General features: G+C 63.6%; 10 protein-coding genes. 6 read left to right on the top strand and 4 right to left on the bottom strand.

Annotated elements, in window-relative coordinates; all coding sequences use genetic code 11:
* Positions 1–18 precede the first annotated feature (18 nt).
* The gene (locus AC1ROB_RS16155) at positions 19–435 is read left to right on the top strand and encodes a PaaI family thioesterase (RefSeq protein WP_492970101.1); all 417 of its coding nucleotides are present in this window, start codon (positions 19–21) and stop codon (positions 433–435) included.
* On the opposite strand, the gene AC1ROB_RS16160 is transcribed toward AC1ROB_RS16155, so the two are convergent.
* On the bottom strand, positions 432–1,280 hold the full coding sequence (locus AC1ROB_RS16160) for a crotonase/enoyl-CoA hydratase family protein (RefSeq protein ID WP_492970100.1): 849 nt from the start codon (positions 1,278–1,280) through the stop codon (positions 432–434). The two genes, AC1ROB_RS16155 and AC1ROB_RS16160, sit on opposite strands and share 4 nt — an antisense overlap.
* Positions 1,281–1,369: 89 nt before the next feature.
* On the opposite strand from AC1ROB_RS16160, the gene AC1ROB_RS16165 reads away from it, so the two are divergent.
* Positions 1,370–2,236, top strand: coding sequence for a MaoC/PaaZ C-terminal domain-containing protein (locus AC1ROB_RS16165; RefSeq protein ID WP_492970099.1), 867 nt, complete (start codon positions 1,370–1,372; stop codon positions 2,234–2,236).
* Between the two features lie 11 nt (positions 2,237–2,247).
* On the opposite strand, the gene AC1ROB_RS16170 is transcribed toward AC1ROB_RS16165, so the two are convergent.
* Positions 2,248–3,960, bottom strand: coding sequence for an EAL domain-containing protein (locus AC1ROB_RS16170; RefSeq protein ID WP_492970098.1), 1,713 nt, complete (start codon positions 3,958–3,960; stop codon positions 2,248–2,250).
* Positions 3,961–4,174: 214 nt separating this feature from the next.
* Between AC1ROB_RS16170 and AC1ROB_RS16175 the strand changes: the two genes are divergently transcribed.
* Positions 4,175–5,878, top strand: coding sequence for a long-chain-fatty-acid--CoA ligase (locus AC1ROB_RS16175; RefSeq protein ID WP_492970097.1), 1,704 nt, complete (start codon positions 4,175–4,177; stop codon positions 5,876–5,878).
* A gap of 51 nt (positions 5,879–5,929) precedes the next feature.
* Here AC1ROB_RS16175 and AC1ROB_RS16180 read toward each other — a convergent pair whose 3' ends face one another.
* On the bottom strand, positions 5,930–6,874 hold the full coding sequence (locus AC1ROB_RS16180; RefSeq protein WP_492970096.1) for a dihydrodipicolinate synthase family protein: 945 nt from the start codon (positions 6,872–6,874) through the stop codon (positions 5,930–5,932).
* 71 nt (positions 6,875–6,945) lie between these two features.
* Between AC1ROB_RS16180 and AC1ROB_RS16185 the strand changes: the two genes are divergently transcribed.
* Positions 6,946–9,063: a methyltransferase domain-containing protein gene (locus AC1ROB_RS16185; protein WP_492970095.1), complete on the top strand. Its 2,118-nt coding sequence runs from the start codon at positions 6,946–6,948 to the stop codon at positions 9,061–9,063.
* 3 nt (positions 9,064–9,066) lie between these two features.
* Here the strand turns inward: AC1ROB_RS16185 and AC1ROB_RS16190 are convergent, their stop codons facing one another.
* Positions 9,067–9,852, bottom strand: a complete 786-nt coding sequence (locus tag AC1ROB_RS16190) for an HpcH/HpaI aldolase family protein (protein ID WP_492970093.1) — start codon at positions 9,850–9,852, stop codon at positions 9,067–9,069.
* Between the two features lie 128 nt (positions 9,853–9,980).
* Here AC1ROB_RS16190 and AC1ROB_RS16195 point away from each other — a divergent pair, with 128 nt between their 5' ends.
* Both AC1ROB_RS16195 and AC1ROB_RS16200 read left to right on the top strand, forming a co-directional pair.
* Positions 9,981–10,520 carry a chemotaxis protein CheW gene (locus tag AC1ROB_RS16195; RefSeq protein WP_492970092.1) on the top strand — a complete coding sequence of 180 codons (540 nt, stop codon included), beginning with the start codon at positions 9,981–9,983 and terminating at the stop codon, positions 10,518–10,520.
* Between the two features lie 146 nt (positions 10,521–10,666).
* Entirely contained in the window at positions 10,667–12,982 is a 2,316-nt protein-coding gene (locus AC1ROB_RS16200; protein WP_492970091.1) for a methyl-accepting chemotaxis protein, read from the top strand.
* The last annotated feature ends 98 nt before the right edge of the window (positions 12,983–13,080 follow it).

A 13,080-nucleotide genomic window follows, 5' to 3' on the forward strand; every position in this document is an offset into this window, starting at 1 on the left:
GAACAGAAGGACAGAATCATGACATTCGATCCCGCCGCTGCCGGCTGGAAGCAGCGTTCCGGCCAGGGGCCGTTCACCATCGAGGTCGGCCCGATCTGGGTAAAGCGTGAGGAAGACGGCAGTTCCGCCTACGGCCTGCTGGCGGAAGAGCGCCACACCAATTCGCGCGGCGTGATGCATGGCGGCATGCTGATGACCTTTGCCGACCATACCTTGGGCTGGGTGGTCTGGGACCTGGTGGAGCGCAAGGCCTGCGCCACCGTGTCGCTGAACAACCAGTTCATCGCCGCCGTGAAGCCTGGCGACTTCGTCGAGATGCGCAGCCATGTCGTGCGCCAGACCCGCAGCCTGATCTTCATCCAGGGCACCGCCACCGTGGCCGGCAAGACCGTGCTAACGTCCGAGGGTATCTGGAAAGTACTGGGCGTCGGCTAACGGCGTCGCTGCACCAGCTTCTTGGCCGGCAGCAGGTCGGCGAATTTCGGTTCGCGCTTCTGCTGGGTCGCCGTGACCGCCTCCATCAGATCGGGCGTCAGGAACATGCCGGCCTGCCAGACCTGCATGTAATCCAGCGCATCCGCCGTGCTGTGGTCACGGGTGTAGTTCAGCATCTGCTTGGTGCCGTGGATGGCCAGCGGCGACTTGGAGGTCACGGTTTTGGCCACCTGCAGCACGGCCTGCAGCATCGTGGCATGATCGGGGAAAACCGCATTGACCAGGCCGGCGCGGAAGGCCTCCTCCGCCGGCATGCGCCGCCCGGTATAGGCCAGCTCGCGCACCAGTCCCGACGGCATCAGATGCGGCAGGCGCTGCAGCGTGCCGACATCGGCGGTCATGCCGATGTTGATTTCCTGGATGCAGAACCAGGCATCCTGCGTGCAGTAACGCATGTCGCAGGCCGAGATCATGTCGACGCCGCCACCGACGCAGCCGCCCTGAACTGCCACCAGAACAGGGACCCGGCACCGGTCGATGACGGCGAAGGTTTCCTGCATCTCGGCGACCGCACGACGCATCTGCTCGCCGACCCGGCCGCGGTCGCCCTGCAGCATGTCGCCGGCGAAGACGGCGAAGGCGGAAAGGTCCAGCCCGCCGGTGAAGGTTTTTCCGGTGGAGGAAATCACCACGGCGCGCACCTCCGGCCGGTCCTCGATCTCGGCGAAGACATCCACCATCTCCTGCCAGAAGGGTAGCACCATGGCATTGGCCTTGTCGGGGCGGTTGAGGACGATCTGCGCCACCTGGTCGGCCAGGCTGAAATCGAAGGTCTTGTAGGTCATGGTCTGCTCCCTAGGGCCTGACGCAACGTCAAGCTGGTTTGCCACGGTCTGCGCCGCTAGTCTCCGGGGAAAGATTTAAGGGAGGAACCATGCCGATTGTCTATGAGGAACTGGTCGCGCTCGACATTCCCGCCCGCGAGGTCAGCTATACCGACCGTGAGACCATGCTCTATGCGCTCTCCGTCGGCATGGGCCAGGATCCGATGGACCTGGACGAACTGCCCTTCGTCTTCGAGAAGGACCTGCGCGCCCTGCCCAGCCTGTCCACCGTGATCACCTGGGACGACAGCTGGACGCCGAAGACCGGCATCAACTACGTGATGGTCGTGCATGGCGAGCAGCGCATTACCATCCACAAGCCGCTCAAGGCCGCCGGTGCGGTGACGTCAAAGGTCCGGATCAAAGACGTGTTCGACAAAGGCGCCGGCAAGGGCGCCATCATGCTAGTGGAGAATGTGCTGTGCGATGCACAGAGCGGCGAGACGCTGGTGACGCTGCTCTCCACGACGTTTGCCCGCGGCGATGGCGGCTTCGGCGGTCCGGCGCGCAGGCCAGAAGAGCTGCCACCCAAGCCACACACGATCCCGGACCGCCCGGCCGATGCCGGCGTGACGCTGAAGACCCAGGAGAACCAGGCGCTGTTCTATCGTTTATGCGGCGACCGCAATCCGCTGCATGCCGAACCGGCATTCGCCAGCGCCGCCGGCTTTCCGCGCCCGATCCTGCATGGTCTGTGCACCTATGGCATCGCCGTGCGTGCTGTGGTGAAGGCGGCCTGCGACCATGACCCGTCGCGCATCGCCGACATCAACGCGCGCTTCACCGCGCCGGTTTTCCCGGGCGAAACCATTCACACGGAAATCTGGCGTGACGGCGACATCGTGTCCTTCCGTGCCCGGGTGGCCGAGCGCGACGTGGTGGTGCTGGATCACGGGCGGGTGGAACTGCGCGCCTAAAAAGAAGGCCGTTAACCGCGCTTGAAGCGGAAGTCCGTCGGATTGCTGTGCTCGCCCGGCAGGTCGTCGAGACGCAGCGGCTCCAGCTTCGGTTCGGCTTCCGGCCGGCCGAACAGGAAACCCTGGCCATAGTCGATGCCGAAATCGAGCAGCAGGCGCGCCTGGTCCTCGGTCTCCACCATCTCGGCGACCGTGCCGATCTTCAGTTCTTTGCAGAGCCAGACCATGCCCTTGAGGATGGCCTGGTCGCGCGGCGACCCTTGCGTCTGCAGCGCCTTAACATAGGCACCGTCGATCTTGACGTAATCGATCTCCAGCGCCTGCAGATACGGGAAAGACGCCGCCCCGGCGCCAAAATCGTCGAGACAGACGAAATGCCCATCCTCGCGCAGCTGCCGCACCGCATTGGCGGCATGCACCAGATTGGTGATCTGGGTCGATTCCGTGATCTCGAAGATCAATTGCCGCCGCAGGCTCGGATCGGCCGCTGTGATTTCGCGCAAAGCCGCCATGAAGACTGCGCTTTCCAAGCTGTGGCCGGAGAGGTTGACCGCGATATCCAGCGTGTCGCCCTGACGCCGGCGGTCGCCCAGCATGGTGAACACGCGCTGTACGACGGCGAGGTCGAATTCGCCAATCATGTGCACGCCTTCGGCCAGCCGGATGGTCTCGAATGGCGAACCGCCGTCTTCAAACCGCGATAGCGCCTCGTAATGATGCAGCGTCCGGGTGTTCAGCCTTACGATCGGCTGGAACACCAGCTGGAACTGCCGGCCCGAAACGGCGGAACGCAGAGCCTGCACGCGCGCCACCGTGCGCTGCAGCAGCGCCTTCAGGCTGTCCTCGGTGGATTGCAGCGTGAAACCCGAGGCTCCGTCGCTGGCAAAGCGCTCGACCGCAAAGGCCATGGCGCTGGCGGCATCGTCGTCGCTCATGCCCTTGGCATGCAGGTCGAGGGTGGCGCCATGGATGCCCAGCCTGTCGACGGCAACGGCCGCTCCGGCGCTCTGCTTCACCAGACTGCGCACCTGTTCGGCAACCGCATCTTGGTCCAGGCTGGCGGCATGCAGGATGCCGTATTTCTCGTCGTCGATCCGGCCGGCCGTGTCGCCGCCCATCGATTTGGCGCGGATCAGCGCGCCGACATCCTCGATCAGAGTCTGGCTGTCATCGCCCAGGCTCTCAGCCAGTTCGCGCAGGCCGACGATTTCGATCAGGGTGAGCTTGACCTCCGAACCCAGCTCGCGCGCCAGCTTCAGCCGGTCACCGGCGCGGGCCTCGAAGGCCTCGGCATCCAGCAGGCTGGCTTGGTAGTCGCGCTTGTTTTCCAGCGCGGTTTCGGCCAGCGGCAGGCGGGCATTGGACAGCGTGAGATAGTACCGCCCCTCCAGGCGCGGCAGGCAGCAGCCGCCCAGCACGCAGATCGGACCAACCGCCCCGTCGATGCGTAGCAGCTGTACCGTGACCGGATCGATCCGGCCGCCGACCGCCAGGCTGCCCAGCAGGTTCATGATGAAATGCCGGTCGGCCTCGGCGACCATATTGGCGAAATTCCGGCCGATCAGGCCCTCGGCCTCGCAGCCGGCAATCAGCCGCGCCGCGCCTGAGGCAAAGGTAATCTCGCCTTCCGCACCCACTTCCAGCATGAGGTCGGCCGCGGAAAAGGCGAAAGCAACGAAACGATCGCGCTCCGCCCGCATATCCTTGGCGCCGGCGCCGCCCATACTGGCCTCTTGGGGAAGGGTGAAAATCCGCCGCCGAGTGTGCCAGCCGCCGCGATGCAGCGCAACCCTGCCTCCGGTGCAAACCCTTGGCCGGATGAGGCAGATTGGCCTGACGTTGCGCCACGTTGCGTTGGCCCCGCCCGCTTCCTACAATGGCACAAGTTTCCGGTCCTCAAACGCGGCCGGCCCAATGTCTAGGGGGAGAAAGAAAGCAATGAACGCACCGTTCTGGGAAAAATCCTATCCGGCCGGCGTCACCTGGACGCAGAATTTCCAGGCCCGCCCGATCTGGACCCTGCTGGATGACGCCGTGGCGCGCTTCGCGCCGCAGCCCTTCCTCGATTTCATGGGCAAGTCCTACACCTATGCCGCCGTGTCCGACCTGGTCGACCGCGCCGCCAAGGGCTTCCAGCAGCTGGGCGTCGGCCCGGGCGTGCATGTGGGCCTGTTCCTGCCCAACACGCCACATTACGTGATCTGCTTCTTCGCCATCCTCAAGGCTGGCGGCCGCGTGGTGAACTACAGCCCGCTCGATGCCGAGCGTGAGCTGCGCTACAAGATCGAAGACAGCCAGACCGACATCATGGTCACGCTGGACCTGAAGGCGCTCTACACCAATATCGGCAAGATGGTCGGCACCACGCGCCTGAAGAAGGTTGTGGTCGGCCGCCTGCCCGACGTGCTGCCCTTCCCCAAGAATTTCCTGTTCCCGCTGGCCAAGGGCAAGGAGATCGCCCAGATCCCGAAGGACGACAAGCATGTCCGCTTCGCCGATCTGGTCGCCAACGATGGCCGCTACACGCCGCATCCGGTGAAGGATCCGGCCGAGGAAGTGGCGATCCTGCAGTATACCGGCGGCACCACCGGCCAGCCCAAAGGCGCCATGCTGACCCACGGCAACATCACCTCCACCGTCCATATGTACGGAAGCTGGACCGCGGAGGGCATGACGCTTGATGACGGCAAGGAGCGTGTGCTGATGGTCCTGCCGATGTTCCATATCTACGGCCTGAGCGCGGTGCTGCTGCGCATGCTGACCATCGGCGCGGAATTCATCCTGCATCCGCGTTTCGAGCTGAAGGCGGTGGTCGAGGATCTGCACAAGAAGAAGATCACGATCTTCCCGGGCGTGCCGACCATGTATGCCGCCATCGTCAACCTGCCCAATATCAAGGATTACGATCTCTCGACGGTCAAATTCTGCGCCTCGGGCGGCGCGCCGCTGCCGGTGGAAGTGCAGGACAAGTTCGAGCAGATCACCGGCCACAAGATGATCGAGGGCTGGGGCATGACCGAGACCTCGCCGGCCGGTACCCAGACCGTTTACGGCAAGCGCAAGCGCGGTTCCTGCGGCCTGCCGCTGCCCGGCATCACCATCGAGATCGTCGACGTCGACGATCCGCTGAAGGTCAAGGGCGTCAACGAAACCGGCGAAATCTGTATCACCGGCCCGAATGTGATGAAGGGTTACTGGAACAAGCCTGAAGCCACGGCGGAAGCCTTCGCCGGCGGCCGTTTCCATACCGGCGACGTCGGCTATCAGGACGAGGAAGGCTATATCTTCATTGTCGACCGCAAGAAGGACATGATCCTGTCGGGCGGTTTCAACGTCTATCCGCGCAATATCGAGGAAGCCATCTACGAGCATCCGAGCGTGGAGGAATGCACCGTGATCGGCGTGCCGGACCAGTATCGCGGCCAGTCGGCCAAGGCCTTCATCAAGCTGAAGCCCGATGCCCAGCCATTCACCTTCGAGCAGCTGAAGGATTTCCTGAAAGACAAGCTGGGCAAGCACGAAATGCCCGTCGGCATGGAAATCCGCGAGGCCCTGCCCAAGACCCTGATCGGCAAACTGTCGAAGAAGGAACTGGTCGAGGAAGAGAAGAAGAAGGCCGAGGCTGCAAAACCGGCCACCTGAGCCGCAGCATTGCTGAAAAAGCCCCGGATTTCTCCGGGGCTTTTTTTATGGCTACTCCGCAGCCCTCGCCGAGGTCTCCAGCGTTGCATCCCAGGCCCGCAAGGCCTGGGCCGCGGGCTGAACCCGCGCGCGCTCCGCAGGGTTCAGGCCGGTGAGCAACGGCAGCATCGGCCCCATATCGGCAATGCCGGCCAGCGTGACCGCATCGTGCAGGGTGCGGATCGGACTGATGCCGTCGCGCAGGTCTTCCACCGGCATGAAGGCTTCGCGCAGATGTTCGGCCTGCGCCCAGTCCCCGCGCTGGATCGCCGACAGGATCGCCATCGAACCCCGCGGCGCGATACAGACCGAACCCGACGTGAAGCCGCCCAGGCCAAAATGGCGCAGATGCTGGATTGCCGGACGTTCGCCGATGCCGCTGATCACCAGCTTGGGGTCAACATGGTCGAGCAGGCGCTTCAGATAATCGTCCTGCAGCGGATCGGCGCGCACGGTGCCGTACTTGACCGCACAGACCAGCCCTTCTTTCACCAGCCGACCGGCGGCTTCCGGCGCGATGTAGTTATCCGACTTGATATAAAGGATGACCGGCTTGCCCATGGTGACGGCGGCACGGCGCAGGCCGATCTCGATCCCATCCGATGTGGCCGGAAAGGTCATCGGCAGGGCCATGGCGGTCGGCACCTTGGATCCGCGCAGGATTTTCGCCTGGTCGATCAGCTTGCCGTAATCGGGCCCGAAAGAGGGAATCAGCCAGGTATCGGCGCCCACGGCATCGATCAGGAATTCCAGCACCTCGGCATATTCGCTGACCGGCAGATTGTAGACATTGGCATTGCCGCCATACATCAGGCTGCGGATGCCGCCAACCTCCATATGGGCGATCAGCTGCCGATTCGCGTCTTCATTCAGCGTCAGATCGGAATAACGGGCCAATGGCGGCACCGCGAACACCGACTTGCCAAGGTCGGCCGAAACCACAGGCGTTGTTTTCATTATGTTTGCTCCAAACGGGCGTTCCCCTTAGTAATAGAGTAATCATCTTCCGCATCCTGCTGCAAAGCGAAATGTCGCTTCCCGATCCCACCGTCATTGCTGAAAAAGCCCATCTGCTGCCAATCCTGCGCGCGGCCATGCGGGCTATCGATGCGGGGCTGTACCAGCAGGCTGAGGACTTCCTGAACAGCCTGCTGGTTCAGGAACCCGACTTCGCTGATGCCATACACCTGCAGGGCTATATCGCCCTGCAGCGCGGCGATCTGGCCACCGCCCGCCAGCTGGTCGAACGCGCGATCGCCATCGACTTCCATTTCGAGAGCTATCACCTGACGCTGGGTCATATCCTGCTGGCATCCGGCGACCGCGCCGGCGCCAAGGAAAGTTTCGGCGCCGCCATGGTGCTGAATCCCAATATGAACGACGCCTATATCGGTCTCGCCCATGCCTTTCTGGCCGATGGCGAGGTGGAAACCGCCGTCGGCGTGATGTTCAGCGCCCTGAGCCAGACAACCAAGCATGCCGAAACCAATTACATGCTGGGCTATGTGCTCATGGCCAAGGGCGATGCCAAGCAGGCCCTGGGTTACTTCGGCCGTGCCTACCAGTTTGCGCCCGATAACACCCGCTACAAGATCGGTTTCGCCCGGGCCCTGCGCGATGTGCGCATGAAAAAACCCGATCCGGCGATGGTGGCCGCCGCGTTGCCGCTGCTCGGCACGCCGGGTGTGGAGCCGCGCGACCTGGCCCCGGTGATCGAAAGCGCGATCTGCCTCGACCCCACCTTCCTGGGACTGCAAAGCATCGACAGCCTTCCCGCCATCAAGGTGGCCGCTGTGCTGGCGGTGCCGCACTGTCCCGATCCCTTGCAGACGCCAGGCCTGGCAGAATGGCTGGAGCATGGGCTGGTGACGGATCCCCGCATCGAGCAGAGGCTGATCGCGTTGCGGCGCGGCCTGCTCAGCCTTGCGCTGGAACAGCCGGCGATCCTGCCGCGTTACGCCCGGCTGATCGGACTGATGGCCACACGGGCCTTCCAGGCCGAATATCTCGACCCCGTGCATGACAGCGAGCGCAGCCGCCTGGACAAGCTCGACCGGCATCTCGCCGCCGCCGACCCTGCCGAGGCAGCCGTCGCTTTCGGGGTCTACGCCTTATACGAGCCGCTTTACCGGCGCAGCGATGCCGCGCGCCTGGCAGCTGCTGAATGGCCGGCGGAGTTCGCCACACTGAAACGACGTCAGCTGGACGAGCCTCTGCTGGAGCGCCGCCTTGCCGCCGATCTGCCGGCCCTGATGCCAATCGAGGATGCGACCAGCCGCGCCGTGCAGGAAATGTACGAGGAAAGTCCGTTTCCGCGCTGGCACCAGCCGGTGCTTGGCAGCGGCGTCAACGTTTCGCTGCGCCTGCGTTCAGCCCTGCCCTTCCAGACTATTCCCAGCGGGACCGGTGCCAGCCCGGATATTTTGGTGGCGGGCTGCGGGACCGGCCTGCATGCGATCCTTGCGGCGACCAGCTATCTCAATGCCAAGGTGCTGGCGATCGACCTGAGCCGTGCCAGCCTGGCCTATGCCAAACGCAAGGCCGACGAACTGAAGATCGGCAATGTCGAATTCGCCCAGGCCGATATCCTGCGACTGGGCAGCATCGAACGCCGCTTCGACGTGATCGAAAGCTTTGGCGTGCTGCACCATCTGCGCGATCCGGCCGCTGGCCTGGCGCAACTGGTCATGCTGCTCAAGCCCGGCGGCCATATGATGCTCGGCCTGTACAGCGAACTTGGCCGCCGCGATGTGGTCACGGCGCGCGCCCTGGTGGCCGAACGGGGCTATCGCGATACGCCAGACGATATCCGCCGCTTCCGCACCGATCTGCCGCAGCTGCATCCCAAGCTGTCGCGGCGGCTGGGCGTTTCCAGCGCCTATTATACGCTGAGCGACCTGCGCGACCTGATCTTCCACCGGCAGGAGCATCGCTATACCCTGCCGCAGCTGGGCATGCTGATCGACGACGCCGGCCTCGAATTTCTCGGCTTCGAGTTCAATTCGCCCAAGCCGCTCACCGGCTATCGCGCGCGGTTCCCCGACGACCCCACCGCCACTAGTCTGGCGAACTGGGAAAAGATCGAGACGGAGAATCCCGATCTTTTCGCCAATTGCTATCGCTTCTGGGTTCGCCGCAAGACGTAAGGCTCAGGCGCGCCCGATATGGCCGCGGAAACGCTTGGCTAGATCGCGTGTCGCCTTGGTCAGCAGGCCCTGATCGACGCCAACGGCGACGAAGGTGAAGCCGGCATCGAGGTAGCGTTTCGCGTCATCCTCGTTGGGCGCCAGAATGCCGGCGGGCATGTTGGCTTCCTTGCACAGCTTCAGCGCCCGCATGATCTCGGCCTGCGCTTCCGGATGCGCGGCGTTGCCCAGATGACCCAGGCTGGCCGACAGGTCGGCCGGGCCGATGAAGATGCCGTCCACGCCTTCGACCGCAGCGATTTCAGGAATCCGGCCGACGGCTTCCTGGGTCTCCACCTGCAGGATGACGCCCAGCTCGGTTTCCGCCTTGGCATGATAGTCGGTCACGAGGCCATAGCGGTTGGCACGCTGGTTGCCCGACACGCCGCGCACGCCCTTGGGCGGATAGCGGGTGGCGGCGATCGCCTTTTTCGCCTCGTCCACATTCTGCACAAAAGGCAGCAGCAGGTTCGGCGAGCCGATATCCAGGAAGCGCTTGATCATCACCGTGTCGTTCCATGGCGGGCGCACCACCGGACTGGCCGTATTGGCGTCGATCTGCATGGCCTGCAGCTGCTGCAGCACCATCGGCAGCTCGTTGGGCGAATGCTCGGTATCCAGCACCACCCAGTCGAACCCGGCTGTGGCAAGGATTTCAGCCACGATATTGCTACATAGCGAACACCACAGGCCGATCTGGGGACGGCGCTCTTTGAGGGCGCGTTTGAATGTATTGACGGGCAGTTGCATGACTGGCCCTTCCTCCCTGAAATCTTTAGACGGACCGTCCTACAACAATGAATTAATCACCGCGATACAAGAGGAATCTATGCTAAAAAACGCCCGTATCAGGGCAAAAGACAATCCAGGAGGGCGCCATGGCGCAGCTGCCAACCGCTACTCAGGGGCGCGGCACGACCAGCGGCCCCGAACACTCGGGCAGCAACGAGTATCTCACCTTCGCCATCGACGCGCAGAACTACGGCATCGACATCCTGAGTGTGCGTGAAATCCGCGCCTGGACCGAAGTGACCAATCTGCCCAATACCCCAGACTTCGTGCGCGGCATCATCAACCTGCGGGGCGCGGTGGTGCCGATCTACGACCTGCGCGTCCGCTTTGGCGGCGGCCGCACCACGCCGACCAGCATGCATGTGGTCATCGTCGTGGTGGCCGCAACCGGTACCTTCGGCCTGCTGGTCGATTCCGTTTCCGACATCCTGTCGATTAACGAACGCGACCTGCAGACGGTGCCGGAGACCGGGATGGAGGCCGACTACAAATTCCTCAGTGCCCTGGTGGCGCGCGAGGACCGCATGGTTTCCATCCTAGACCTCGACCGCCTGGTCAATACCGCCACGGCCGCACAGATGCAGCAAATCGCGGCCCAACAGGCTCAGGGGCCGGTGGCGCCATAGTTGCATGCGCAAATATCTCCATATTCGGGGATTAAATATTGATAACGCTGCCCTCTTGGAGCGGCACACCGCATAAAGACCGGCTAGGGTCTCCCCACTGATATTGCCGCCGCGCCCCAGCGGCGCACCTGAGGGGAACCGTCCTGATGCCGACCTTATCGATCCGAACCACCCTGGGCCTTGTCATCGGCGTTCTCGGCTTGATGCTGATTGGCGTCAGCATCAATGCCGTATCCACAGCGCTGGACCGCAATCGCGCGGCGCAACGGGTGGCGACACTGGCGCCGATCAGCCAGGCGCTCTTCACCAGCCTGCAGCAGCATCGTCTTGAGCGCGGCAACATCCTGATCTCCTACCGCGCCGAAGCGCCGGCACCGAAGGAGACCGTCGACAACATCACCACCTACCGGGATGGTGCGCGGAATGCCTACAACACCGGCTATGCCATGCTCTCGGCGCTTCCCGCACAGGCCGGCGCCGCCCCCATCCAGACAAGACTGAAAACCACGCATGACGCCGTGGAAGCCCTGCGGGCGAATATGATGGCCGCGATCAACCAGCCGCGAGCCCAGCGCAACCCGCAGGCTGCGCAGGAATGGACGCGTGTCACGCAGGCGTTTCTCGATGCTGTCGAAGCCGCTTCGGAATTTCTGGAATCCTCGCTGCAGCTGGTTGATCCGACGGTCGATCAACTGCTGAGCGCCAAGCAGAATGCCTGGACGATCCGAAACTACGCGGGTTCGCTGGTGCTGCGCATCCTGACGACAATGTCTGGCGGCCAAACCTGGACCATCACCGATGTCTCGGCTCATGCCGATGATGCCGGCCGCGTCGCAACCGCCTGGGGCGTTGTCAGCGCGATTGCCGCCCGCAGTGACACGCCGGCCAGCCTGCGCGAGGTGGTAAATACTGCAAAGACCTTCTTCTCCGGCCAGATCGCCAGCGAGCGCGAAGTCATCGTCAAGGCGTTCACGGCCGGCCAGCCCTCACCGGTTGAGCAGGCGAAGTACCAGCCGACGGTGACGGAAAGCCTCAATATGCTCAACGCCATCGCCAACACGGCTCTGAACGAGCTGATCAAGCGCGCGAATACCCAGATGGCCGATACGCAACAGAGCCTGATCCTGAACGGCCTGCTGCTCGCAGCAGCCATTGCGGTCACCGTGTTCGGCTTCCTGATCGTGCAGTGGCGCGTCAGCGGTCCGATCGTGCGCATGACCGGCGCCATGCAGGACCTGGCCAGCGGCAATCTGCAGACCGAGATTCCCTATGTCGATCGCGGTGCCGAAGTAGGCCAGATGGCAAAGGCCGTGCAGGTCTTCAAGGACAGCATGATCGCGCGCGAACAGGCCGAAACCGACATTACGCAGCAACGCGAGGAGTCCGAGCAGCGCCGCATCCAGCGCGAAGCCCGCGAGAAAGCGGCCGGCGACGAGATCGCTGCGCTGGTCAACAAGGTAGGCCAGGGCGACCTTAGTGGCCGCATCGACGAAACCGGCAAGGACGGCTTTTTCCTGAGCACCAGCCAGGAACTGAACAGGCTCGCCGCAACCCTGCAGACCATGACCGGCGAATTGGCCGGCACCATGGGCGCCATGGCCGGCGGTGACCTGACCAAGTCCGTGCAGGGCAATTACGAGGGCGTGTTCGGCCAGATCAAGACCGGCGTCAACGGCATGGGCGAGCGCCTGCGCGATTTCGCCGGCCGTCTGGCGGAGAATGCCGAAGCGGTGAATGCAGCGGCAGCCGAAATCTCGACCGGCAGCCAGGATCTGGCCAGCCGTACGGAAAGCCAGGCCGCCAGCATCGAAGAAACGGCGGCCTCCATGCACGAGATCACCGCGACGGTGAAGCAGAATGCCGACAACGCTCAGGCCGCCAACCAGCTGGCGACAGCAGCGCGCGATACCGCCGAAAAGGGCGGCAGCGTGGTGGCCAATGCCGTCACTGCCGTGACGCAGATTGAGAGCAGCGCGCAGAAGATCAGCGACATTGTCGGCCTGATCGACGAGATCGCCTTCCAGACCAACCTGCTGGCGCTGAATGCTTCGGTGGAAGCGGCGCGTGCGGGCGAGGCCGGCAAGGGCTTTGCCGTGGTGGCGCAGGAAGTGCGTGCGCTGGCGCAACGCTCGGCCAATGCGTCGAAAGACATCAAGGCATTGATCGCGGAATCGAATGCCCAGGTGAAGACCGGCGCGACCCTGGTGAACCAGACCGGCGCATCGCTGACCGAAATCGTTGCGGCCATCAAGAAGGTATCGGACATCGTGGCCGAGATCGCCGCCGCCAGCCGCGAACAGGCCACCGGCCTGGATCAGGTCAACACCGCGGTGGGCAATATGGATGAAATGACCCAGCGCAACGGTGCCTTGGTCGAAGAAACCTCGGCCTCGGCCCAGGCGCTGGCCAACCAGGCCGCCGAACTGGCCCAGCTGGTCGGTTTCTTCAAGCTGCGGGGCTGATCGGCAGCGACTCCGGCGAGGCCGCAGACCCCGCCGGAGAATCGTCTCCGGAAAACGCCGGCCAACGGGGAATTTCAGCACGATTCCAGCAGCTTTCC

It is taken from the genome of Ferrovibrio sp. GW821-FHT12F09, assembly GCF_058806775.1.

Coding starts and splice junctions, on each gene's coding strand:
- AC1ROB_RS16155 (WP_492970101.1), top strand. CDS start 19: ATGACATTCGATCCCGCCGCTGCCGGCTGGAAGCAGCGTTCCGGCCAG.
- AC1ROB_RS16160 (WP_492970100.1), bottom strand. CDS start 1,280: ATGACCTACAAGACCTTCGATTTCAGCCTGGCCGACCAGGTGGCGCAG.
- AC1ROB_RS16165 (WP_492970099.1), top strand. CDS start 1,370: ATGCCGATTGTCTATGAGGAACTGGTCGCGCTCGACATTCCCGCCCGC.
- AC1ROB_RS16170 (WP_492970098.1), bottom strand. CDS start 3,960: ATGGGCGGCGCCGGCGCCAAGGATATGCGGGCGGAGCGCGATCGTTTC.
- AC1ROB_RS16175 (WP_492970097.1), top strand. CDS start 4,175: ATGAACGCACCGTTCTGGGAAAAATCCTATCCGGCCGGCGTCACCTGG.
- AC1ROB_RS16180 (WP_492970096.1), bottom strand. CDS start 6,874: ATGAAAACAACGCCTGTGGTTTCGGCCGACCTTGGCAAGTCGGTGTTC.
- AC1ROB_RS16185 (WP_492970095.1), top strand. CDS start 6,946: ATGTCGCTTCCCGATCCCACCGTCATTGCTGAAAAAGCCCATCTGCTG.
- AC1ROB_RS16190 (WP_492970093.1), bottom strand. CDS start 9,852: ATGCAACTGCCCGTCAATACATTCAAACGCGCCCTCAAAGAGCGCCGT.
- AC1ROB_RS16195 (WP_492970092.1), top strand. CDS start 9,981: ATGGCGCAGCTGCCAACCGCTACTCAGGGGCGCGGCACGACCAGCGGC.
- AC1ROB_RS16200 (WP_492970091.1), top strand. CDS start 10,667: ATGCCGACCTTATCGATCCGAACCACCCTGGGCCTTGTCATCGGCGTT.